General features: G+C 61.1%; 18 protein-coding genes and 1 pseudogene. 10 read left to right on the top strand and 9 right to left on the bottom strand.

The features are described 5' to 3' along the window. Positions 1–14: 14 nt before the first annotated feature. Positions 15–2588 (bottom strand): PEP/pyruvate-binding domain-containing protein, encoded by a 2574-nt coding sequence (locus tag H3Z84_RS13455; protein WP_199457797.1) that lies wholly within the window; start codon positions 2586–2588, stop codon positions 15–17. A gap of 7 nt (positions 2589–2595) precedes the next feature. Continuing rightward, entirely contained in the window at positions 2596–3945 is a 1350-nt protein-coding gene (gene gdhA / locus H3Z84_RS13460; RefSeq protein ID WP_022990586.1) for an NADP-specific glutamate dehydrogenase, read from the bottom strand. A gap of 482 nt (positions 3946–4427) precedes the next feature. Between gdhA and H3Z84_RS13465 the strand changes: the two genes are divergently transcribed. The 6 genes and pseudogenes from H3Z84_RS13465 to H3Z84_RS13480 all read left to right on the top strand — a co-directional run bounded on the left by H3Z84_RS13465 (position 4428) and on the right by H3Z84_RS13480 (position 11656). After that, complete coding sequence (locus H3Z84_RS13465) at positions 4428–5288, top strand: TonB-dependent receptor (RefSeq protein WP_323127003.1); 861 nt, start codon at positions 4428–4430, stop codon at positions 5286–5288. A 2-nt stretch (positions 5289–5290) separates the two neighbouring features. Next, the gene (locus H3Z84_RS17110) at positions 5291–5515 is read left to right on the top strand and encodes a TonB-dependent receptor (RefSeq protein ID WP_228285853.1); all 225 of its coding nucleotides are present in this window, start codon (positions 5291–5293) and stop codon (positions 5513–5515) included. A 154-nt stretch (positions 5516–5669) separates the two neighbouring features. Beyond that, positions 5670–7301 (top strand): BCCT family transporter, encoded by a 1632-nt coding sequence (locus H3Z84_RS13470; protein ID WP_199457798.1) that lies wholly within the window; start codon positions 5670–5672, stop codon positions 7299–7301. 63 nt (positions 7302–7364) lie between these two features. Then, complete coding sequence (locus H3Z84_RS17115) at positions 7365–7529, top strand: hypothetical protein (protein ID WP_228285854.1); 165 nt, start codon at positions 7365–7367, stop codon at positions 7527–7529. A 12-nt stretch (positions 7530–7541) separates the two neighbouring features. Further along, positions 7542–8420, top strand: a pseudogene (locus tag H3Z84_RS13475) (efflux RND transporter periplasmic adaptor subunit); the annotation flags it as partial. A gap of 5 nt (positions 8421–8425) precedes the next feature. After that, the gene (locus tag H3Z84_RS13480) at positions 8426–11656 is read left to right on the top strand and encodes an efflux RND transporter permease subunit (RefSeq protein WP_199457799.1); all 3231 of its coding nucleotides are present in this window, start codon (positions 8426–8428) and stop codon (positions 11654–11656) included. A 5-nt stretch (positions 11657–11661) separates the two neighbouring features. Here H3Z84_RS13480 and H3Z84_RS13485 read toward each other — a convergent pair whose 3' ends face one another. Then, the gene (locus tag H3Z84_RS13485) at positions 11662–12108 is read right to left on the bottom strand and encodes a potassium channel family protein (protein WP_094624444.1); all 447 of its coding nucleotides are present in this window, start codon (positions 12106–12108) and stop codon (positions 11662–11664) included. A gap of 135 nt (positions 12109–12243) precedes the next feature. Here H3Z84_RS13485 and H3Z84_RS13490 point away from each other — a divergent pair, with 135 nt between their 5' ends. Then, positions 12244–13482: an efflux RND transporter periplasmic adaptor subunit gene (locus H3Z84_RS13490; protein WP_199457800.1), complete on the top strand. Its 1239-nt coding sequence runs from the start codon at positions 12244–12246 to the stop codon at positions 13480–13482. Then, positions 13479–16640 carry an efflux RND transporter permease subunit gene (locus tag H3Z84_RS13495; protein WP_199457801.1) on the top strand — a complete coding sequence of 1054 codons (3162 nt, stop codon included), beginning with the start codon at positions 13479–13481 and terminating at the stop codon, positions 16638–16640. The genes H3Z84_RS13490 and H3Z84_RS13495 overlap by 4 nt, the downstream gene beginning before the upstream one ends. A 10-nt stretch (positions 16641–16650) precedes the next feature. On the opposite strand, the gene H3Z84_RS13500 is transcribed toward H3Z84_RS13495, so the two are convergent. Then, a complete protein-coding gene (locus tag H3Z84_RS13500; RefSeq protein ID WP_022990594.1) occupies positions 16651–17046 on the bottom strand; it encodes a YkvA family protein in 396 nt (131 codons plus the stop codon). Between the two features lie 124 nt (positions 17047–17170). After that, positions 17171–18445 (bottom strand): DASH family cryptochrome, encoded by a 1275-nt coding sequence (locus tag H3Z84_RS13505; protein ID WP_199457802.1) that lies wholly within the window; start codon positions 18443–18445, stop codon positions 17171–17173. A gap of 152 nt (positions 18446–18597) precedes the next feature. On the opposite strand from H3Z84_RS13505, the gene H3Z84_RS13510 reads away from it, so the two are divergent. Then, a complete protein-coding gene (locus H3Z84_RS13510) occupies positions 18598–19710 on the top strand; it encodes an S-(hydroxymethyl)glutathione dehydrogenase/class III alcohol dehydrogenase (protein ID WP_094624449.1) in 1113 nt (370 codons plus the stop codon). Between the two features lie 61 nt (positions 19711–19771). On the opposite strand, the gene H3Z84_RS13515 is transcribed toward H3Z84_RS13510, so the two are convergent. Genes H3Z84_RS13515 through H3Z84_RS13530 form a run of 4 tightly spaced genes read right to left on the bottom strand, consistent with a single transcriptional unit; the run spans position 19772 to position 23387 of the window. Continuing rightward, complete coding sequence (locus H3Z84_RS13515; protein ID WP_022990597.1) at positions 19772–20560, bottom strand: alpha/beta fold hydrolase; 789 nt, start codon at positions 20558–20560, stop codon at positions 19772–19774. A 24-nt stretch (positions 20561–20584) separates the two neighbouring features. Next, the gene (gene pcaF / locus H3Z84_RS13520; RefSeq protein WP_199457803.1) at positions 20585–21787 is read right to left on the bottom strand and encodes a 3-oxoadipyl-CoA thiolase; all 1203 of its coding nucleotides are present in this window, start codon (positions 21785–21787) and stop codon (positions 20585–20587) included. Positions 21788–21795: 8 nt separating this feature from the next. Continuing rightward, positions 21796–22572 carry a CoA-transferase subunit beta gene (locus H3Z84_RS13525; protein ID WP_199457804.1) on the bottom strand — a complete coding sequence of 259 codons (777 nt, stop codon included), beginning with the start codon at positions 22570–22572 and terminating at the stop codon, positions 21796–21798. Then, positions 22572–23387, bottom strand: a complete 816-nt coding sequence (locus H3Z84_RS13530) for a CoA transferase subunit A (RefSeq protein WP_199457805.1) — start codon at positions 23385–23387, stop codon at positions 22572–22574. Before H3Z84_RS13530 ends, H3Z84_RS13525 begins: the two co-directional genes overlap by 1 nt. Positions 23388–23584: 197 nt before the next feature. On the opposite strand from H3Z84_RS13530, the gene H3Z84_RS13535 reads away from it, so the two are divergent. Continuing rightward, entirely contained in the window at positions 23585–24364 is a 780-nt protein-coding gene (locus tag H3Z84_RS13535) for an IclR family transcriptional regulator domain-containing protein (protein ID WP_199457806.1), read from the top strand. Positions 24365–24367: the final 3 nt, after the last annotated feature.

Genomic DNA, 24367 nt, shown 5'->3' on the forward strand with positions numbered 1-24367 from the left:
CCTTTTGTCAGGGGTCAATCGGTGAAATAACACACCAGTTGCTGGCTTACCACATCGCCGGTCAGTTGCAGCTGGCCCCGGGTGATGTGATGGACTTCCACGGCTTCTGCAGCTTGCCCAGCCATTCCTGAAAGCTGGCAGGGTGGCAGGCGATCAGGGTGGTACTGGCAGTGGGCGGTATCCGGGAACAGGGCCGCATAGGCTATGCCGGTTTCCACCAGGTCCTGGAAGAAATGCGAACCGTAGGACAGGTCCGGCACCATGTCGCCGGCGTTTTCTGACACTTCCACCAGCGCGGCCACGCCGGCAATGTCGGAAAACCGCACCGGAACACCCAGTTCCGGGCTGCTGGTGCCCCAGCGACCGGGGCCGACCAGCATCGTGGCTTCGGCCGAAGCCCGCACGGTTTCACCGACCAGCCGTGCTACCTCGTAGCGCTCATTGGTATTCAGGCCGGCATAGATGGCGGCGTTTACCCGGATCACCCTTGTGATGGCCAGGTTGATGTTGCCGCCCATGAAATGGCCCCGGGTCCGGAACAGCAGCCGGGGCTCGGGCAGCGGGTCCGGAATCTGCACCGGGCCGGTTTCGCCAATGGTGGCCAGTGGGCGGCATTGCACCAGGTTGAAAGACGGCTCTCCCTCAGCGTTCAGGTGCAGGGTAAATTCCACATCCACCGGATGCCGGTAACCGGCTTCCAGGGTGGCCAGCAGGCTCGATAGCCGGCTGATAAACCGGCTGCCCTGCACCAGCGGCCGGAAGGTCAGGCGCCAGACCGGGCCATCAAGGCCGATCTGCTCGGCCCTGGCGGTGGCGTCCCGGTCGATTTCGGCAAGGTGGTTCATGGGCAGGTTTGGCGCAGATGGAAGCATCTGGCTCAGGGGCCGGGTTTCGAGGCCCCCGGTTTCCAGGTCCAGCAGGTCCACCAGGTGCTGGGAGAACCGGAAGCTTTCGTCCTGGTTGCGGAACGGCTGCCGGGTGGGATGGTCCAGTGCCATCACGCAGGCGTGGTCGCCTTCAATACGGTCCACCGCCCGGGTGCCCAGGCCCATCACCAGTCGCACCATGCCGGCTTTCGGGTCCATGTTGCTGTCCCAGGCAAAGGTGTTGCGGGACACCCCCACGCCGGCGGCATCCGGCAAGTAGTAGCGGGTGTGGAACCGGCCGTTTACCCGCTGGATCAGCAGCGCCATGGGTTCTTCCCGCTGGTCCAGGCCCCGCTGTTTGCGGTATACCAGCGCATCTTTGCTCATGGACGATGCATACACCTGCCGGATGGCATCTTCCAGCGCGGCCAGTCGCTGTTCGGGCGAGCCCTGGTTGACCAGGAACACACTGTCGTACTTGCCCGCAAAGGCATTGCCGAAACCGTCTTCCTGCAGGCTGGATGAGCGCACCAGGATCGGGTACTGGCCGTAGTGGTCCAGCAGGCGCTCCAGGTCTGCCCGGATTTCATCGGGAAAGCGGCCTTCCAGAATGCCGTTTTGCAGGGCCGGGGCTTCTGCCAGGTAACCGGTGGCGGAGCGCTGGCGCATGATCGCCGGCCATAGGCCGTTGTGCACCAGGAAGGCATAGTAAGCATCGGTGCCCAGATAGCTGGAGTCGTGGGGTTCCAGCATCTCCTGCCATTGTTGCGGATCGTCTTTCAGCAGGATGTTCCGGGCAATCAGCATGCCCGTGGCCTTGCCGCCGATATAGCCGCTGCCCACCAGCCGGCCGCGGATGGCCAGCAGGTCTTCCAGTGACAGATAACGGCGGGCCAGTTCCAGTATCTGCGGGTCCCGGCTGACCAGAACCTGCAGCACCTGCTCCTGAAGGTTGGCAATGGCGGCGTCGTCGTTTTCGGACAGGGCCCGGCTGGCGTCCTGGAACAATCGGTCCCAGTAATCCAGAAGGGGCTGCCGGTGCAGGCTTTCCTGTTCCAGGCTGGCCTGTAACCGGGTGGCATCGCTGCTGTCGGTAATCGGGCAGAATTGGCCGTTATGCTCCCGGTGGGGCAGGAACATGGTGGGCGATTGCCGGCGCCAGGCCTTGATTGGCTGTACCTGCACATTGTCGCCATGGCGGCGAACGTCCAGCATTACCTGTGTAGTCTGGCGGATTCTGTCCAGGGTCATCCGGGAGTGGCGCTCCGGGTGCAGGGCAAACCAGGCCACGGTATCCAGCTCGAACAGGTACGGACATACCACCCGGAAGAAATTACCCACCATGGCGTCGGTGGCCCAGGCATTGAGCAGCTCGCTCAGGCTGTCACAGACGTAGAACGCGCCGCGACCGTGTTGCTCGATCAGGTGCCAGACCCGGCTGGTGAAGCTTTCAAAACCGCCAAGGGCGTCGATTTCGATCGTGCGAACGGCAGGGTGGTTTTCAATGATCGGCGGATGGTCGCCAAACCGGAGGTAGAGAATCTGCCGGCCGGCATCGGCGGCGGCATCAACGAAGGGAAGGACGAAACGGCGATAGTCATCAAGGTGGGAGACCCGCCAGACAACGTTATCGCCGATTCTGAGGTAATCCAGAACCTCGTCCAGTCCGGCCAGACCGGTAGATACCCGGTCTTCGGACTGGCGAGGTTCTTCGCCGTTCATGGCAGGATCAGATAACGCCCATGGCGTTCATGGCCTTGGCAACCCGCAGGAAGCCATTGATGTTGGCGCCCAGCACGTAGTTGCCTTCGGCGCCGAACTCGGCCGCAGTCTCGTAGCAGTTCTTGTGGATATCAATCATGATTTCCTCAAGGCGCTTCTGGGTGTAATCGAAGGTCCAGGAGTCACGGCTGGCGTTCTGCTGCATTTCCAGCGCAGAGGTAGCAACACCACCGGCGTTGGCTGCCTTGCCCGGGCCGTAGGCGATCTTGGCATCCTGGAAGATGATGATGCCTTCCGGGGTGGTCGGCATGTTGGCGCCTTCTGCCACGGCGATACAGCCGTTTTCGACCAGGGTCTTGGCATCGCTGCCGTTGAGCTCGTTCTGGGTGGCGCAAGGCAGGGCCACGTCACACGGAACGCTCCAGATGTTGCCGTCTTCCACGTACTTGGCGTCTTTGTGGAACTCGGTGTAGGCACTGATGCGACGACGCTCAACTTCCTTGATACGCTTGAGGGTCTGCAGGTTGATGCCGTTCTCGTCCACGATCATGCCCTGGGAGTCGGAGCAGGCAATGACCTTGGCGCCCAGCTCGTGGCACTTGTCGATGGCGTAGATGGCCACGTTACCGGAGCCGGAAACCACGACAGTCTTGCCTTCCAGGGAGTCACCACGGGCTTTCAGCATTTCGTGGGTGAAGAATACAGTGCCGTAGCCGGTAGCTTCGGTTCGGGCACGGCTGCCGCCCCAGTCCAGGCCCTTGCCGGTGAACACGCCGGACTCGTAACGGTTGGTGATGCGCTTGTACTGGCCGAACAGGTAGCCAATCTCGCGGCCGCCCACGCCGATGTCACCGGCAGGAACGTCGGTGTACTCGCCCAGGTGACGGTACAGCTCGGTCATCAGGCTCTGGCAGAAACGCATGATTTCGTCGTCGGACTTGCCCTTCGGATCGAAGTCGCTGCCACCTTTACCGCCGCCAATGGGCAGGCCGGTCAGGGCGTTCTTGAAGATCTGCTCGAAGCCCAGGAACTTGATGATGCCCAGGTAAACGGAAGGGTGGAAACGCATGCCGCCTTTATAGGGCCCCAGGGCGCTGTTGAATTCAACACGGAAGGCGCGGTTGATGTGGATCTCGCCGCTGTCGTCCTGCCAGGGTACACGGAAGATGATCTGGCGCTCTGGTTCGCAGATGCGCTGGATGATCTTCTTGTCGGCGAACTCGGGGTACTTCACCAACACAGGCCCCAGAGTTTCCAGCACTTCATGAACCGCCTGGTGGAACTCTTTCTCACCGGGGTTGCGGTGCAGAACGTCCTGGTAAATCGGTTCCAGCTTTTCGTCGAGTTTTGCTGTCATGGGATAAGCCCTCGGAATTCGCGTATTGAAAGCCACAAGAATTTGCGACCACCCAAAAAAAGGGACGAGATTTCACCACATCTGACGGTAGTTTTGCAAGTGCAGGGCGAAACAATGTGCTTCTGCACCTATCGGAGATACCCCCAAAGAGGTGCGGCATTGTGTCTCAAGCCAGGCTTAAGGAAGGGTCTTACAATTCCGGATCATTAGTCATGCAACCAACTAAAACGATCCAAGGACTGCCAACCGATGTTGAGACAAACCCACCTGGCTCGCTGTATCAGCCTTGTGATGGCCGGCTATGCCGTCGCACCCCTTGCCAATGCCCGGTCCGAAGCTGAAAACCCGGTGGTCATCCGGGTAACCGAAGGCCAGTCCGCCGAAGCGGCCAGGCTTTCTGCGGCGGCTACGACGAAGCCGACGACTACGAAGGCGGCGACGGTAACGAAGTCCGCAGCTCCTACGAAAACACCGAAGGCCGGGTGGATGGTGCGTGGACAGCTGATAACGGCTTCTACATCAAAGGCATGGTCAGCCGCCAGGAAGAGCGGGATGTCAGCTTCCCGGGCCGTGGTATGGACGCGCCGAAAACCGACACCGACCTGTACCGGATGGAGCTGGGTGCGCCCGTTGCCAATGGAGGCTGGAACCTGATGGCCTGGCAGGCGGACGTTGACCATGTGATGGACAACTTCAGTCTGCGCGAGCAAACGGCTCCCATGAAAATGTTGACCGCCTCGGAGACCCGTACTCAAGGCGTGCGGCTGGTGCTGGATCAGACCATCAACTACACCAAAGACATTGCCATCGGTGTGGATGTGGAAAGCAACGACTGGGATGCCGCCCTGAACAACGTGGATAAAGATGTTGTGGCCTCTTACATGTGGCCTGGCGTTGAGCGGGATCGTGTGGGTGTGTTTGTTGAAGCCTTCCACCAGATCCGCATGAACACCCGGTTGGGTGCCGGTATTCGTTACGACCGCGTAGAGATGCAGGCCACCAAGGCTGACCAGACCTACATGCTTAAAAAGCCAGATGGAACCATGGTGTCGATGAGTGCGGCCAAGGCTTATGAGCAGGTATATGGCACCACCAGAACCGATGCCAATGATGACAATGTCAGCGGTTTTGTCAGCGGTGAGTGGCGATATGCGCCGAACCGTAGCCTGGATGTCGTGGCCAGCCACAGTGTGCGCAGCCCTGGAGTGACCGAACGCTACGTCAACAAAATGCTGGGTTGGGTGGGTAACCCGGGCCTGGATACCGAAAAGCACAACAAGCTCGAAATCAGCTTGTCGGGCCGTGAAGGCAACTGGAACTGGCGCGCCGGCAGGATCGGGTAGACATGGAGTCTGGCCTTGATCCCGGCACCTCGCCGGGCTACGGCGTGTTCAACCTGTCCGGTACCCATCCGCTGATGGCTAACCTGAGCCTGACCTGGGCGGTGGACAACGTGTTCGACAAGACCTGGGCATCTCACGTGAGCAAAGCGGATGCCCTGGGCCAGGCGTTTTTCAAGGTCAACGAACCCGGCCGTACCGTGCGCGCAGCACTCACGGCCCGGTGGTAAAGACGATTATGGCGGTTACCCGCTTCTCATAGCCGGCGGGTGACATTTATACCCCGGGCAGATGTTGAGTCTGTCCGGGTTTTTTTTGTGCTTTTCTGCAGGGGGACTAGAATGGGGCGCTATAAATTCAGCAGTATCGGATAACAGGGTGGTTATGAGTCATCGTCCCGGTTGGGTTTTCTACAGTTCATTTGTTCTGCTGGCGGTCTTTGTGGTGGCCGGCGGGCTGATGCCGGACCAGTTGTCCTTCTATGCCCACAAGGCCCTGGAGTTCACCACCCTGCACTTTGGCTGGTTGTACCTGTTTGCCACCTCGGGTTTCCTGGTGTTCTGCATAGCGATTGCCGGCAGTGACTACGGCCGGATACGACTGGGGGCCGACGGCGAGGCGCCGGAGTTCTCCTACCTGACCTGGCTGGGCATGATCTTTTCAGCCGGTATGGGGGTGGGGCTGGTGTTCTGGGCGGTGGCCGAGCCCATGAGCCACTTTGTTTCGCCGCCGTTTGGTTCCGCTGAACCGGAAAGCCCGCAGGCGGCCAGTATGGCCATGCGCTATTCGCTGTTTCACTGGGGCTTTCACCAATGGGCCAATTTCGCGCTGGTAGGGCTGGCCATTGCCTATGTGCGTTTCCGGCTGCAGCGCCCCGGCCTGATCAGTGAAGCTTTCCGCTCCACCATGGGCGACCGGGTAGATTCCGGTGCCGGCCATGCCATCAATATCCTGGCGGTGGTCTCCACGGTGTTCGGGGTTGCCACCACACTCGGGCTGGGGGTTATCCAGATCAACAGTGGTCTGGGGGCGGTGGCCGGCACGGCATTCGGGGTCAGCCAACAGCTGTTCATCCTGGCGGGTGTGGCCGCGGTATTTCTGCTGTGTTCGCTGGCGCCGCTGGAAAGCGGTATCCGTTACGTGAGTGATGCCAACATGGTGCTGGCGGCGGGTTTGCTGGTATTCGTGTTTTTCTTCGGGCCCACCGATTTCATTACGGCGGCCATGACCAATGCCATCGGGGATTATTTTTCCAACATGGTGGGCATGAGCCTGGTGATGACGCCCTACACCGGCGATGACTGGGTAGAGCGCTGGACCATTTTCTACTGGGCCTGGGGGTTGTCGTGGGCGCCGTTTGTGGGCAGCTTTATTGCCCGGATTTCCCGCGGTCGCACCATCCGAGAGTTCGTGTTCGGGGTGATCGGTATGCCGGTGCTGCTGAGTATTGTCTGGTTCTCCACCTTTGGCGGTTCAGCGCTGTATTTCGAACTGTTCGAGGGCGCGGCGCTGGGCGAGGCGGTCACCACGGAAATGAGTTCGGCCTTGTTTGCCACCCTGGAATACCTGCCGGGTACTGCCATTCTGGGCGGGCTGATGCTGGTGCTGATCGTATTGTTTGTTATCACTTCTGCTAACTCGGCTACCTTTGTGTTGGGGATGTTCACCAGCAAGGGGGTGCTCAACCCGAAACGCTGGTCCCGCTTGACCTGGGGCATAGTGCAGGTGTCTGTGGCCGGTGTACTGTTGCTCAGTGGCGGGCTGGAGGCGCTGCAGACCATCTCCATACTGGCGGCCTTTCCGTTCATGGTGCTGATGATCTTCATGGCAACGGCACTGTTGAAGTCCCTTCGCAACGAGCAGCGCCAGATCGAGCTGCACGAGAGCATGACCCGGGAACGCCTGCTGCGGTTGCTGGCGGAAAGTGACGACCTGGGTGACAAAGGCTGGAAACCGGCCGAAGAGGGCGGCTCAGAGGCTCCGCCGGAACAGCCGGAAAATAACCCCCGGGCCTGATTTCATCGGGTGAAAAGGATGCTAGAATTCGGTTATTAGCAAATGCCAAAAAGGAATAAGTTGATGGCTAAGCGCGCGTTGATCGGATGGATGCTGGCACCCTGGTTACTCTTTCCCATCGCAGCTCCGGCACAGGATCTCCAGGCCACGCCGGTAACCCGGGCGCCGTTCAATGAAACCGTACACCTTGACGGGCTGATCGAAGCGGTTCAGCAAAGCACGGTGTAGGCCCAGACCAGCGGTACGGTGGTCGAGCTGCCGTTTGATGTGGACGATTCGGTAGCAGCCGGAGACCTGATCGTGCGCCTTGAAGACAGCGAGCAGCAGTCGCGCCTTCGGCAGGCGCAAGCCGGCCTTGAAGAAGCCCGCTCCGGTTTGCAGGATGCCCGGCAGCAGTACACCCGTATCGAAGCCATCCATGAGCGGGGCCTGGTGTCGCGGCAAGAGTTTGACCAGGCCAGGAACAACCTCAGTGCGGCCAGGGCTCGGGTGGAGCGGGCGGAAGCCTCTGTGGCAGAAGCGCAGAAACAACTGGACTACACCCGCATTATTGCCCCTTATGGCGGAATCCTGACCGAGCGCCATGTGGAATTGGGCGAGTCGGTGAACCCGGGCCAGCCGCTGCTCAGCGGCCTGTCGCTGGAGCAACTTCGGGTCGTGGTTGACCTGCCCCAGAAGTACGCAGATCTGGCCCGCAGCGAACGCCAGGCTACCGTTACCCTGGCCGACGGCCGGGTGCTGGAAACCGGCGAGCTGACGTTCTATCCCTACGCCAATCCGGAAACCCACACCTTTCGCCTGCGGCTGCGCCTGAATGAGCCCAATGGCAGCCTGTTCCCGGGCATGCTGGTGAAGGTCAGTGTGCCGGTAGCCAGCCGGGAGGCCCTGTGGGTACCGGCCAGCGCGCTGATTCAGCGCAGCGAACTGCGGGCCGTGTTTGTGCTGGACAGCCAGGATCAGCCCCGTCTGCGCCAGGTCCGCCTGGGTGTTCGCGAGAACGACCGGCTGGAGGTGCTGGCCGGGCTTTCGGAAGGCGAACGGGTGGTGACCAATCCGGATGAGCTGGTGGGCAGCGAACGCTTGAGCCTGTCTGAAAACGCCCGGGCTGAAGGGGAGTAATGGCTGTGAGTGATAACCTGCCGCCGGTCGGCCCGTCCGGAGCCATTGCCCGGGTATTCCAGAACAACCACCTGACGCCGCTGCTGGCGATCCTTGCGATTATTCTTGGTGTCCTGTCTGTCGTGGTGACACCCAAGGAAGAAGAACCTCAGATTGATGTCACCATGGCGGACATCATGGTGGCCATGCCCGGTGCCAGCACCCGGGAGGTTGAAAGCGCCATTGCCACACCTGCCGAGCAGGTAATGAGCGAAATCAAGGGCGTGAAGCACGTGTATTCCGTGTCCCGTCAGGGCCAGGCGGTGATCACCGTGCAGTTCGAGGTGGGCATCGCCCGCCAGGACGCCCTGGTTCGGCTGTACAACCAGGTGTATTCGAACCAGGACTGGTTGCCGCAGAATCTCGGCGCCTCCCAGCCGGTCATAAAACCCCGGGGCATTGATGATGTACCGGTGATGACTTTGACACTGTATGACCCCACCGGCACCCACAGCGGGGAAGAACTTACCCGTCTGGCGCATATGCTGGAAGTGGCCCTGAAGCGGGTGCCCGGTACCCGGGACATCTACACAGTGGGCGGTGTGCCGGATCGGGTGGATATCCTGTTTGACCCTGCGCTGCTGGCCGGTTTCGGCCTGACCACGGCGGATATCGAAAGTGCCCTGCAGTCTGCCAACGCCTCCAGCCAGGAAGCCCGGGTAACCCGGGATAATCTCTCGATACCGGTGCAGGCCGGTACCCTGTTGCAGTCCCTGGAAGACGTAAAGCGCCTGGTGGTGGGGATGCACCAGGGCGCGGCTGTGTACCTGGATGATGTGGCGGAGGTTCGTCGCGGCAGTACCGTACCCGACCAGAGCGTGCTGGCGGGCTTCGGACCGGCCCATGGGGATGAACGGGCAGGGAAGGCCGGCGATGTCTACCCTGCGGTCACCCTCGCGATTGCCAAGAAACCGGGTGAAAACGCCATCGATATCACTACCGCGATCGAACAGCGCCTGGACCAGCAGCGCAACCGGGCACTGCCGGCCGACGTGGAGGTGCTGGTTACCCGTGACTACGGAGTGACCGCGTCTGACAAGGCGCAGAAGCTGATTTCCGACCTGGTCTCCGCCACCCTGGCGGTGATGCTGCTGGTGCTCGCCTTTATGGGCTGGCGCCAGGCGCTGATCGTCGGTATTTCGGTGCTGATCACCCTGCTGCTGACTCTGGTGTTTTCCTGGGCCTGGGGCTTTACCCTCAACCGTGTCTCGCTGTTCGCGCTGATCTTTTCCATCGGCATCCTGGTGGACGACGGCATTGTCATTACCGAGAACATTAACCGCCGCATCCAGAACAGCCGTCGGGCCATAAAAGACATTATCCCGGTGGCCGTGGATGAAGTGGGTACACCCACCATCATGGCCAGCCTGACCATCATGGCGGCCCTGCTGCCCATGGCGTTTGTCTCCGGGCTGATGGGCCCCTACATGAGCCCGATTCCGATCAACGCATCGGCCGGCATGGTGGTGTCCCAGGTTGTGGCGTTTGTGGTGGCGCCCTGGCTGGCCTTCCGGCTGCTCAAGCACAAGAAAGGCGAGGCCCTGGAAGAGGGTGGCGATTCCGGCAGCTCTGCCGATGGCGTCAGCTCGGTGTCCCTGAAAATCTTCAATACCGTGCTGGGGCCGTTTCTGGGTGAACACGCCTGGCGCCGGCGTTTGCTGGCGCTTGGGGTGGTCCTGCTCACTCTGGGCGCGGCCTCTTTGCCGGTATTCCAGGCGGTGATCCTGAAAATGCTGCCTTTCGATAACAAGTCGGAATTGCAGGTGGTGGTGGATATGCCCGAGCGCACACCCATGGAGCAAACCCAGCGGGTGCTGACCGAAATGGGCCATTACCTGGAAACCGTGGGCGAAGTGGATAACTGGCAGGCCTATGCCGGTACCGCTTCACCGATCAATTTCAACGGCCTGGTGCGCCAATATTATCTGCGCAGCGAGCCCTACCAGGGTGATATCCAGGTCAACCTGGCCAGTGCGGAGGCGCGCAGCCGCCCCTCCCATGACATCACCCAGGCCCTTCGTGGCCCGCTTACCGAGATTGCTGACCGGTATGGCGCCAAAGTGAAAATGGTGGAGGTGCCGCCGGGGCCGCCAGTGATGTCGCCATTGGTGGCGGAAGTCTACGCTGCTGATGCTTTCCGCAGAGCCGAGCTAGCCAGGCTGATTGCCGGTGATATGGCAAACATTGAGGGGTTGGTGGATATCGACACCACCCTGGAAGCACCCACCCGGCAATGGGAAGTGGTGGTAGACCGGGCCCGGGCGGCCCGGCTGGGTGTGTCCCAGGCCCAGGTGGTGGCCACCCTGCAGACGACCCTGGGCGGGGTTAACGTCAGTTACCTGCACGATGAACAGGCCAAGTACCCGGTGCCAATCAGGGTGATTTTGTCTGAAGCCGACAAGGCCCAGCCGTCTGCCCTGTTGTCCATCAAGGTGCGTAGCCGCAGTGGCGAGCTGGTGCCGCTGGCCAGTGTGGCCGAGGTGCGGGAAGCGGACTGGATGGGCGCTATCTACCACAAGGACTTGCTGCCGGTGACCTACGTGACGGCGGATATGGCCGGCGAGATTGATTCACCGCTATACGGCATGTTCCGGATGGTCAGTTTGCTGAACGAGCAGGAGCAGGCACCGGAGCAGTTCTTTATCCAGCAACCGCCACTGCCGGAAAAAGGCACCCTGAAATGGGATGGCGAGTGGCAGATCACCTACGAAACCTTCCGGGATATGGGCGCTGCCTACAGTGTGGGTGTGTTCATGATCTTCGTACTGCTGGTGGCCCAGTTCCGCTCCTACATCCTGCCGCTGGTGATCATGGCGCCGATTCCGCTGACCATGATCGGCATCATGCCCGGCCATGCCCTTCTGGGTAAGGAATTCACCGCCACCAGTATGATCGGCATGATCGCCCTGGCGGGGATTATCGTACGTAATTCCATCCTGTTGGTGGTGTTTATCAAGCAGCTGCTGGACGAAGGCATGGAGCTGGAGAAGGCGGTGGTTCTGGCCGGTGCCGTGCGGATCAAGCCCATTGCGCTGACGGCGGTGTCTGCCGTAGTAGGAGCTTACTTCATCCTCAGTGACCCGATCTTCAACGGCCTGGCGATTTCGCTGGTGTTCGGGCTGGCCATGTCCACGTTGTTCACGGTGATTGTGGTGCCGCTGCTGTACTACACCCTGGCCCGCTGCAAGTGGGTTTGAAGCCGCTAGCGGGCGGGCCAGTAACGCTGCATTTCCAGGAACAGGAATGAGGCGCTCCAGGTCAGCAGGAGAAACCCGGTAAGCCCCTCAATGCCGGTCAGGTAGCGCAGCTGGCCCATAGGCACAACATCGCCGTAGCCCAGTGTGGTGAACGTGGTGAAGGAAAAGTAGACGCAATCGAGCAGGCTGCCCGAGAAGTTACCGGTCAGCAGGCCCCAGCCGTCGGCGTGGTGCATGAACCAGAATGTGGTGGCGAACACCCATACCTGCAGTGCGTGGGAAATCAGGCACCCCAATACCGCCACAATCAGGCGGAAATGGTGGCTCTTTCTCATTTTGCCGAGCATGGTGCTCAGGCGCAGCAAGGTTTCATTATGGATAAACACCACAATGCACACCAGGGCGCAGTTGAGCAGGACAACGTTCAGCAATGTGTCGTAGGTGCTCGGCATTGAGCGGGCTTCCTGGTCAAGAAGGGGCCTGTGTGAATTTGTCGCAGGGTACGGTCAATCGGATCCGCCCTGAAAATTGTATAGTAGTTTTAGCGCGTTAACGCTACCCTGCCAACCGGAACAAGAAACCTGGCTATGTTTAAACGTCTGTTACCCCTGATCATCCTGGCTGTTGGTGTACTGGTTTTTATTGCCCTGAAAGCCACCCGTCCCGAACCGGCGGAGGTTACGGCCACGGAACGTAGCTGGCGTGTTGAGGTGCAAGCCATTACACCGGGCAGCCAGGTGCCGGTATTGCCCCTGTATGGCGAGGTGCTTGCACCGGACCAGCAAACCATCACTGCCACGCTGGCGGGTCGGGTGGCGGAGCGCCCGGTGTCTGAAGGGATGAGCGTGAAACAGGGCGATTTGTTGCTGGCGCTGGACGAAGCGGACATCGGCCCGGCATTGGCTCAGGCCCGGGCCCAGGTGGATGACCTGGATGCCCAGATAAGCTCCGAACAGGTGCGCTACCGCAACGACCAGGCCGCCCTGAAAAGTGAGCAGGCCATTGTTGCCAATGCCCGGCGGCAGTTTGAGCGTATTGAGTCGCTGGTGGGGCGCAACCTGGCCTCCCGTGAAAACCTTGAGGCGGCAACCGATGCCCTGGCCCGTGCCGAACTGACGGTCAGCACCCGGCAGCGGGCTATCCAGGAACACCCCGCCCGCCTGCAAAGCCTTGAGGCCAAACTGGCCCAGGCCCGGGCTAACCTGGCGGCCACGGAACGGGATGTCGACCGGGCCAGGGTGGTGGCACCGTTTGACGGTGTGGTGACCGGTATTGAGGTGGCCGTAGGCGATCAGGTATCTCGCAACGAGCCTCTGCTGACGGTGTATCCCACCCGGGGCCTGGAAGTGCGAGCCCGGGTGCCCCAGGTATTCCAGAACGAACTGATCACCGCGCTTGGGCAGGGGCAAACCCTGACCGCGATTTCAGATAATGGCCATGAATTCGTCCTGGCCCGCTTTGCCGGCCTGTCAGACCCGGCCGGCACCGAAGCCGTGCTGGAACTGCAGGGCGAACCCGGTGGCCTGCGCCCCGGGGCGTTGCTGCCCCTGACCCTTGAACGACCCGCCCGGCAGCAGGCGGTGGACGTACCGTTCAGCGCCCTGTATGGCGCAGACAGCGTTTACCTGATGACCGATGACGGCCGCATGCAGCGGATTGAAGTAGAACGCATCGGCGAGGCCCGCAGCGAAAACGGCGAACGCCGGTTGCTGATTGCCGGAGAGCAGCTCACCCCCGGTGCCCGTCTGATCACCACCCACCTGCCCAATGCTGTGACCGGTTTGAAAGTCGAACTGGCAGATGCTGACGGGGAGCCTGCCCAGTGAAGCGCAAGCAGGGCGTAATCGGCTTCTTTGTTCATCACCGGGTTGCCGGCAACCTGGTGATGCTGGTGATGTTGCTGGGTGGCGCATTGGCGCTTACCCGGATGAATATCCAGTTTTTCCCCACTTTCGCCCTGGATGTGGTCAGTGTGCGGGTGGTCTGGAGTGGTGCGTCCGCTGAAGACGTGGAGCGAGGTATCACCGACCCGCTGGAGCAGCGCCTGCGCAGCGTCGATGGCCTGAAAAAGATGACTTCCACGTCCGCCCAGAGCGTGTCCTCCATCACGCTCGAATTTCATGAAGGCACCGACCCGATCCAGGCGGTGGACGATGTACGCCAGCAGGTGGATGAATTCAACAACCTGCCCGGCGACGCCGAGGAACCTCAGGTAGCCCGGGTGGAGCGGTATGAACCGGTGGCCCGGCTACTGGTATACGGCGAGGTGGACCGCAGCGAGCTGCGCCAGCTGGTGTACCGGTTTGAAGACGAGCTGCTGGAGCGGGGTATTGACCGCATCAATATCCGTGGTCTGCCAGAACAGCAGGTCAGCGTGGATGTGCCGGTAGAACGGCTGGAAACCCTGGGGCTGTCGCTGGAGCAGATTGCTGACCGCGTTGCTTCCCTGTCCCGGGATTTGCCGGCGGGCATGATGGCCCAGCAGGATGCCACCCGGGAATTGCGTTCGGTGGAGCAGCGTCGCAGCCCCCAGGCCTTTGAAACGATTCCGGTACTCAGCGGAGACCGCATTCGCCTGCAGCTGGGTGATATCGCCATCATTCGCCAGGAAGCCCGGGACAACCAGACGGTGATGGAAAACGAAGGCCTGCCGGCGGTGGAACTGCAATTGCAGCGGGCGGAGAACGGCAATTCGCTGGCGGCTGCCCGGGTGCTGGAAAGCTGGCTGGAAGACACCCGCCCGGCTTTGCCCCCCACCATCAAAATGAAGGTGTATGACGAAACCTGGCAGCTGTTGGAAGACCGGATTTCCCTGCTGGTGAATAACGGCCTCAGTGGCCTGGTGCTGGTGATTGCCCTGTTGTACCTGTTCCTGCCCGGGCGGGTGGCGGCCTGGGTGGCCATCGGTATTCCCACCGCCTTTATGGCCGCGCTGGCGGTGCTGTGGCTGCTCGGCGGCTCCATCAACATGATGTCTCTGTTTGCCCTGATCATGGCGCTCGGGGTTATCGTGGATGATGCCATTGTGGTGGGCGAGGATGCCGATGCCCATGCCCGCATGGGGGAGCAATCCATCTACGCCGCCGAAGGCGCCGCCAAGCGCATGGTGTGGCCGGTGCTGGCCTCGTCCCTGACCACGGTGGCTGCCTTTATGCCGCTGCTGGTGGTGGGCGGCATTATCGGCAATATTCTGGGCGATATTCCACTGGTGATGATCTGTGTTCTGGTGGCGTCGTTGCTGGAATGCTTTGTGGTATTGCCGGCTCACCTGCGCCATGCCTTTGTGGTCAAGGACAAGGGCGACAAGCTACCGGAGCAGGGCGCGCGCCCGCGCGGTAATCCGGTAAGTCGGTTCCGGGACCGGTTCGAACAGGGTTTTGACCGGTTCCGGGAAGGCCCGTTCCGCCGGTTTTCCCGGTACAGCCTGAAACACCGCGGCGCCACCTTGGCCAGCGCCCTGGCCCTGGCGATTGTGACGGTGGGCTTGCTGGCCGGCGGCCGCCTGGGCTTTAACTTCTTCCCCACACCGGAGCCTTCCGTGTTCTATGCCAATGCCAGCTTTGTGGCCGGCACGGACAAAGGCACCGTGGAAGATTTCATGCGCCAGATGCAGCAGACCCTGAACGAAACCGAACAGGCCCTGGGCGGTAACCTGATCCGCCATGCGGTAACCACCTTCGGGGCCACCCAGGGTGCCGAGGGCAGCTCCCGTAACGATGACGAACTGGGCTCCATGCTGGTGGAGCTGGTGCCGTCGGACCGGCGGGACGTTCGCAACCCGGAGTTTATGCGGGAATGGCGCAGCCGCATGGCGCTGCCCGCCGGGCTGGATGCCCTGAACATCAATGAACGCCAGGCCGGGCCTCCGGGGCGGGATGTGAACGTACGCCTGACCGGCGATAACGCAGAAAACCTGAAACGGGCCGCCGATGAAGTGGCCCAGGCCCTGAGCACCCTGCCCGGGGTGCTGGATGTGGAAGACGACATGCCCTGGGGCCGGGAACAACTGATCTACCAGGTGAGCCCGTTTGGTGAGGCCATGGGCCTGACCACGGTGGATCTTGGCCGGCAGTTGCGGGCCGCCTTTGACGGCCGGATTGCGCAGATCTACCAGGATGGTCGCGACGAAGTGGAAGTGCGGGTGCAGCTGCCCCGGGATCAGCGGGAACAGTATTCCACCCTCGAGCGCATGACCGTGCGCCTGCCCGACGGCCGGTTTGTGCCCCTGGCCCAGGTGATGAACCTGGATCACCGTCAGGGCTTCCAGGCTTTGCGCCATGCTGACGGCAAGCTGGCGGTGGAAGTGACGTCGGCTCTCAACACCCGGGTGGCCACGACCGACCAGGTGATCGAGAGCCTGCAGGCCGGCGCGCTGCCGGATATTGCCAGCCGTTATGGCGTGCGTTACAGCTTTGAAGGCCGTTCCGCTGACCAGCGCGAAACCATGGACGACATGAAAACCGGCCTGGTGATCGGTGTTGCGCTGATGTACGTGGTGCTGGCCTGGGTGTTTGCGTCCTGGAGTTTGCCGCTGATCGTGATGGCCATCATCCCGTTCGCCCTGGTGGGTGCCCTGTTGGGGCACTGGGTCATGGGGCTTCAGCTGACGATTCTGTCGTTGTTTGGCCTGTTCGGCCTGTCCGGTATCGTGGTCAACAACGCGATTATCCTGGTGGCTTTCTACAACCAGCAGCGACAGAAAGGCCTGGGCATTACCGATGCCCTGAACGAAGCGGCGGTGCAGCGGGTGCGGGCAGTGTTGCTGACCTCCCTGACCACCATCGGCGGCCTGTTGCCCCTGCTGTTTGAAACCTCCCTGCAGGCCCAGTTCCTGATTCCGATGGCGACATCCATCGCCTTTGGCCTGGGGTTGGCGACCTTCCTGGTGTTGCTGGTGATTCCGGCACTGTTATCCTGGGTGGAGCAGTTCCGGGAATGGCGGGCGAGCCGTCGGGGCCAGCAGCCGGAGGCGTCGGAAGCCTGAGTGCCGTTACTCAGGTTTCCTTGAGGTCTTTCCAGGCTGCGTACTTGTGCAGGTCGGATTCCACCAGTTTCAGGCACAGGGCAACGACGCCGGCATCATCCAGCAGGCCAAAGCCGAAAATGAGGTCCGGAATCAGGTCCAGCGGGTTCATCACGTACAGCAGCGCACCAGCGATGGCGGCGATGGATTTCCAGGGAATGGCCCGGTAGTCGCCGCGCCAGTAGTCCCGGATCAGCGAGAACATCAGGTGGATGTCGGTGCCAAAGCGCTTGAGCTTGCCGCTGTTTTTCACTTTGTCTTCGATGGCTTTCTGTCGCTCCAGCAGGGATTGCAGGTCCTCTTTCTGAACCTGGCTGGCTTCCTTGTCCAGCTGATGCTTAGCCGTTTTATCTGTAATCCACGCCATACACTCTTACCTTACTAAACGTTGGTGCGCCTAAGATAACCCGTCAGCCGACAAAAATCCGCTTCGCCAGGCTGGCTCCCTTGAGGCCCTGGGTGGCAGGGTTGTTACCAGCCCGGCATGTTATTCAGGCTTCGCCTTGCCAGCGTGCCACGAAATGCCCTTCAGGATCGTACTGGCTGGCCTGCTTGTCTAGATTAAACTGGCGCAATCCACGGGGGTCTGCGCCCACGCCGGCGAGGTACTGCCAGTTGCCGTAGTTACTGGCGACATCGTAGTCCACCAGTTGCTGCTCAAACCAGGCAGCGCCGTAACGCCAGTCCTGGGCCAGTTCATTGACCAGGCAACTGGCCACCAGTTGCCGTGCCCGGTTGCTGATATAGCCGGTGAGCCGGAGCTGGTTCATGGCGGCGTTGACCAGCGGGTAGGGTGTGGTGCCCTGGCACCAGCTCTCGAAATCCGGCCGGTGGAGGGCAGTATCACGGCTTTGCTGTTGTACGCCATCCCGCAGGAACAGCCGGCGGCCGTGCTTCATGGCGTACCAGTAGAAGTATTCCCGCCACAACAGCTCGAACCACAGCCAGTAGGTGGAGTCGTTGCGGGTTTCGGACTGCTCGTATTCGTCAATCATGCCGGTCACTTCGCGCACCGACAGGCAGCCATTGGCCAGCCAGGGTGACAGGCGGGATGACGCCAGCGGATCATCCAGTGCGTTGCGGGTTTCCTTGTAGCGGGCTATGCCATGGCTGACAAACAGGTATTCCCGCAATTGCCGCAGCCCGGCTTTTTCACCACCCCGGAAGCCGGCATCGTGTTCCGGCTCGGTAATCGGTGGGCAATCGCCCCGGTTGTCTTTCGCAAAACCCGGAGGCGGCGGCAGGGCCGTCATGGTGCGGATGCGTAGCCGGTCGGTGCAGCGGTCACCCTGTTTTTCTACCAGCTTGCGGAATTGCGAAAAAGTGTCGGGTAAGTCGGCCAGGTCCATGGGCAGGGATTTTTCAGTGAACAGGCTCAGGGTTTCAAATTGCTGGAAGTGCACATCCGGCAGCTTGTCCTGAAGGCCCTGCCATTGATCAGCTTCTTCTGTGCCTGGCTGCCGGGTGCGGATTACCTGGTTGACCTGGTGTTGTTGTACCAGTTCGGGAAGCACGTTTTCCGGCTCTCCAAACGCGATGTGGAGGCGCTGGCCAAGGGGCCGGAGATTGCGTTCCAGGGTCATCAGGCTTTGCCACAGGAAACGCCAGCGGTGTTCGCCCATGGCGCTGAGCCCGAGCGGCCCGGGTTGGAACCAGCGGGGCTCTACCACGTACACGCACAGCAGCATGTCCGAGCGGCCGGCGGCCAGCAGGGCAGCGTTGTCGTGCATGCGAAGATCGCGGGTAAACCAGTAGAGTGTGCGCACCTGAAGGGCCCTTTCTGACAGTTCGGGAATCTATACGCCCGCGCCTGCGTATGAGATTGCAGCGCGGGAAAGCCTGCAGCCGGCAGGCGTGTTAAAGTTAAGAGTGTATCCCGCAAGCCTGACCCGACCAAACGGAAACGAGGAGACTGAACGTGATCAAATCCCGCGCAGCCGTGGCATTTGAAGCCAATAAACCGCTGGAAATTGTTGAAGTGGATGTGGCACCCCCCAAGGAAGGTGAAGTGCTGGTGAAGATCGTGGCCACCGGTGTGTGCCATACCGATGCCTACACCCTGTCCGGCGCCGACCCCGAGGGCCTGTTTCCGACCATTCTGGGCCACGAGGGTGGCGGCATTGTCGAAGCGGTGGGCCCTGGCGTAACCGGCCTGGAAGTGGGCGACCACGTGATTCCGCTGTACACCGCCGAGTGCGGCAAGTGTAAATTCTGCACCTCCGGCAAGACCAACCTGTGTGGCGCCGTGCGCGAAACCCAGGGCAAGGGCGTGATGCCGGACGGCACCTCCCGCTTCTCCTACAAGGGCCAGCCGCTGTACCACTACATGGGCTGCTCCACCTTCTCTGAATACACCGTGCTGCCGGAAATCTCCCTGGCCAAGATCCCCAAGGAAGCGCCCCTGGACAAGGTGTGCCTGCTGGGTTGTGGCGTAACCACCGGCATCGGTGCGGTATTGAACACGGCCAAGGTTGAGGAAGGCGCGACTGTGGCCATCTTTGGCCTGGGTGGCATCGGCCTGGCAGCCATCATTGGCGCGACCATGGCCAAGGCCGGGCGCATCATTGCGGTCGATATCAACCCGGGCAAGTTCGACATCGCCAAACAGCTGGGTGCTACCGATGTGGTTAACCCGAACGATTACGACAAGCCGATCCAGGAAGTCATCATCGAAATGACCGATGGCGGTGCCGACTACACCTTCGAGTGTGTGGGCAATGTGAAGCTGATGCGTGCGGCGCTGGAAGCCTGCCATAAGGGCTGGGGTGAAAGCACCATCATCGGCGTGGCCGGTGCCGGTGAAGAGATCAGTACCCGCCCGTTCCAGCTGGTGACCGGCCGGGTATGGCGTGGTTCCGCCTTCGGTGGCGTGAAAGGCCGCACGGAGCTGCCGTCTTACGTGGAAAAAGCCGAGAAAGGTGAGATCCCGCTGGATGTGTTCATCACCCACGAGATGAAACTGGAAGACATCAACAAGGCGTTTGACCTGATGCACGAGGGTAAGAGCATCCGGTCGGTGATTCACTTCTGATCATTGCTGGCCAGAAGTGAATCAACGAGTTGCCGGGGCGCGGGTGTTTGCCCGCTCCCGGTTAACTCAGGCTTTGCAGGAGTTGCGAGGCCAGGGTCTGAGGGCATTCAACGGAAGGTACGTGCCCGATCCCATCCAGAATAACCGGGTCCGAAGCGCCACTGAACTGTGCCAGTGCTTTCAGGGACTCTGGTGGTGTTGCCAGGTCTTCGGAGCCACCGATCAGCAGTAACGGTACCTTGTGTCCGTGCAGCTTTTCCCGGAAGTCCGCTTTGCCCAGCATTTCGCACAGCAGTGCATAGCTGTTGGCGTCGCCCCGTCCCATGATCACTTTCCAGCCGTCCAGAAGCGCAGGCTGTTCCTGACAGGCATTTGGGCCGAACCAGCGGGGTACGATTTCGCCGGCCATCGCCACCAGGCCTTTCTCCCGAACGTTGGCCGCACGCAGGCTCCAGGCCTCCTCGGTGCCAATGATGGCGCCGGTGTTGGTCAGTGTGGCAGTTTCAAGCTGCTCGCTATGGGCGGCAATCAGCTGCTGACCGATTACCCCGCCGATAGAGGTGCCGGCAAAATGAAAGCTGGATACCCCGGCTTCTTTCGCCAGTGCCAGGGCTTCCTGTGCCAGATCTTCCGGGGTGATCTCTCCGGCCGTTTCGGGCCAGGCGCCACTTGCACCGTGCCCGGGCAGGTCCCAGGTCAGAACCCGGAACTTTGGTAACAGCGTGGGCAGCATGTCGTCCCAAACCCCCTGGGTCATGCCCAGAGGGTGTGCCAGCATCAATAACGGCTTTTGGCTGTCGCCCAGCAGGCGATAGCAGATGGTGCGGCCGTTGTGATTCAGAAAAGCCATGTTGTCTCCTCAGAATGGGTCCGATCAGACCCGTTCAATCAGTGTAGCAATACCCTGACCCACGCCCACACACATGGTGCACAGGGCGTAGCGGCCGCCAGTGCGCTGCAGTTGGTGTGCCGCAGTCTGCAGCAGGCGCGCGCCGGACATGCCCAGTGGGTGGCCTAGGGCAATGGCACCACCGTTCGGGTTCACCCGGGGGTCGTCATCGGCAACGCCCAGCTCCCGCAGCACAGCCAGGCCCTGGGCGGCGAAGGCTTCGTTGAGCTCAATCACGTCGATCTCATCGATGCTGATGCCCTGTTTTTTCAGCAGCTTCTGGACAGCCGGGACAGGGCCAATACCCATGATCCTCGGTTCTACGCCAGCGGTCGCCATGCCCAGAATTTTCGCCATAGGCTTCAGCCCGTGCTGTTTGACTGCTGCTTCGCTGGCCACCAGCATCGCGGCGGCGCCGTCGTTGACGCCCGAAGCGTTGCCGGCGGTCACACTGCCGTTTTCACGGAATGGAGCTGGCAGGGCCGCGAGTTTCTCCAGGGTACTGGCGCGGGGATGTTCGTCGGTGTCGAACATCAGCGGGTCTTGTTTGCGGCGCGGAATGGACACCGGCACGATCTCTTCGGCAAATACACCTTCCTGCTGTGCCCGAGCGGTTTTCTGCTGGGAGCGGAAGGCGAACAGGTCCTGATCTTCCCGCGACACCTTGTACTGCTCGGCCACGTTCTCCGCCGTTTCCGGCATTGAATCGACGCCGTACTGCTTTTTCATCAGCGGATTCACAAAGCGCCAGCCGATGGTGGTGTCTTCGATCTTCTGGCCGCGGGAGAACGCGGAGTCAGCCTTGCCCATCACGTAGGGCGCGCGGGACATGGATTCCACGCCGCCGGCCAGTACCAGGTCCATTTCACCGGCGCGGATCGCGCGGAAGGCAGTGCCCACGGCGTCCATACCGGATCCGCACAACCGGTTGAGGGTGGTACCGGGTACGGAAGAGGGCAAGCCGGCCAGCAATGCGGACATACGGGCGACGTTGCGGTTGTCTTCGCCGGCCTGGTTGGCGCTGCCCATCATCACTTCGTCGATGGCGGCAGGGTCCAGTTCCGGCGCCTGCTCCAGCACGGCCTTGAAAATATGGGCGGCAAGGTCGTCCGGGCGCACACTGGCCAGGGTGCCGCCGAAACGGCCGATAGCGGAGCGGCGGGGATGGCAAATGAATACGTCAGTCATGGTGGGCCTCACTGTTGGCCGGAATGATGGGCATTGGTGCGGGTTTTCAGGTCCCGCAGCACTTCGAGTTCCTCGGCGGTCGGCGCCGGGGTGGTTTCCAGCTGCTCGGCAAAGCGGATGTCCCAGCCGGTCGCCTCGATCACGTCTTCCCGGGTCACGTTCGGGTGCAGGGAGGTGACCACGAGCTCCTTAGTCTCCGGATCCGGCTTGAGGATGCACAGGTCGGTAATGACCACCGTGGGGCCCCGGCCAATGTTCGGTACGTTGTCCCGGGCCTTGCCGTCACGGCCGAAGCCGACGGTGGTCACGAAGTCCACATCCTTCACGAAGGTGCGCCTGGAGTGCTTCACGGTAATGAACACTTCCTTCGCGTTGGTGGCAATTTCCGGGGCGCCGCCACCGCCGGGCAGGCGAACTTTGGGCTCGCGGTAATCGCCGATCAGGGTGGTGTTCAGGTTAGCGTAACGGTCGATCTGGGCGGTGCCCAGGAAGCCAACGCTGATGTGGCCGCCCTGCAGCCAGTAACGGAACATCTCGGGCACGGAGACGGTGGTCAGGGCCGATTCGCACAGCTCGCCGTCGCCGATGGACAGTGGCAGCACGTCCGGCTTGGTTTGCAGGGTGCCGGATTCGTAGATCAGGGTGACATCCGGAGCGTGGGTCAGGCGAGCCAGGTTGGCGGCCTCACTGGGCAGGCCGATACCCACGAAGCAAGTCATGTCGTTGGTCAGCGCACGGGCAGCGGTAACGCTCATCATTTCTGAAGATGTGAATTCAAGGCTCATCACGCGGCTCCTTTCTCGAATACGTTTTCTTGCAGCCAGGTCTGGAAGGTCTCGCGGTCGCGGGCAATGCCGTCCCAGTCTTTGTAGAAGGCGTTGTCGCGGTCGTAGTAGCCCAGTGCATAGGACGGCCTGGCGCCTTTCGGAGCCTCGGCAATCGCGGTGATCGCCCAGGACGGCAGCACGCAGGCATTAACCGATGCGCCCAGGTCATCCACGATTTCCTCGACGGTGACAATGCTGCGCTTGGCGGCCAGTACCACTTCTTTCTGGATACCGACGATGCCTTCAATCAGCACATTGCCCTTGCGGTCGGCCCGCTGGGCATGGATTACCGCCACGTCCGGGCGAATCGACGGCACGGCCGCCAGGCGCTCACCGGTGAACGGGCATTCGATGAACTTGATCTGGTCATTTACTTTCGGCAGATCGCTGCCTACATATCCGCGCAGAACTGCCAGCGGCAGGCCGGCCGCACCAGCTTCATAGGCGTTGGCCATGGCCGCGTGGCTGTGTTCGAGAATCTCCAGCTGGTTCGGCCAGCCCTTTTCAACAGCATCCCGCAGGCGGTGCAGGGAGCCCACACCCGGGTTGCCGCCCCAGGAGAAGATCAGTTTTTTGGCACAGCCGGCACCGATCATCTGGTCATACACCAGGTCCGGGGTCATGCGGATCAGGGTCAGATCCCGCTTTTCCTGACGGATGATTTCATGGCCCGCAGCAAACGGGATCAGGTGGGTGAAGCCTTCCATCGCCACGGTATCACCGTTGTTGATGTACTTGCTCACCGCTTCCTTGAGGGGAAGAAACTCGGCCATCGCAATGCCTCCTGTGTCACTTCTGTGATGAGTTCGCTGTACGAACATAAGTTTAATATGCGAACATGATGGCGCGATTGGTTTTGGGTCGTCAAGTACAAATTTTGTTCACAAGGCAAAAATGTACAGTTGTTCGTTGTGCGAACACGCTGTGGGCGTGCGAAACTAAGGCCAGTAACGGTACTTAAGGAGTCAGAATGGACGAGCAGATTCTCAAGCCCGGTGATCGGGATTACGTGGGAGCGTTGGCTTCGGGGCTGGAGGTTTTACAGGCTTTTGATGCGGAGCACCCACGAATGACCCTGAGCGAAGTGGCAGCCCGCACCGAGATGGACCGGGCCAAGGCCCGGCGCTTCCTGCTGACGCTGCACGCACTGGGCTTTGTGAAGCGAACCGGCCGGCAGTTTGAGCTGACCCCCCGGGTGCTTCAGCTGGGTTATGCCTACCAGGCGTCAAACCAGTATCGGGCTGTGATTCAACAGTACCTTGAAGACGTGACAGCTGAACTCGGGGAGTCGTCTTCTCTGGCCGTCCTGGATGGTGATGACGTGGTTTACGTGGTGCGCTCGGCGGCCCGCCACCGGTTGATGGCCATTACCTTGTCGGTCGGCACTCGGCTGCCGGCGGCCTATACCTCGATGGGGCGGGTGTTATTGGCCCAGTTGCCGAAGCATGAGTTGGAAGCGTATCTCGACAGGGTCAGTCTTGAGCCTTATACCGAGTTTTCCATTACCGACAAGCAGGCGCTTCGGAAAGAAATAGATAAGGTTCGCGATCAGGGCTATGCGATGGTTGACCAGGAACTGGACCAGGGACTGCGCTCGGTAGCAGTGCCAGCGTTTGCTGGTAGTGGCGAGTTGCTGGGGGCACTGAACATCAGTACCAACGCCGCACGGGTGGATATGGATACCCTGATGAACACCTACCTGCCCCGCCTGCAGGCAGTGGCCGAAAAGGTCCGGCAAACCGCTCGCTGATGC

The sequence above is a fragment of the Marinobacter sp. bablab_jr003 genome (genome assembly GCF_016464245.1).
Lineage (GTDB): Bacteria > Pseudomonadota > Gammaproteobacteria > Pseudomonadales > Oleiphilaceae > Marinobacter > Marinobacter vinifirmus.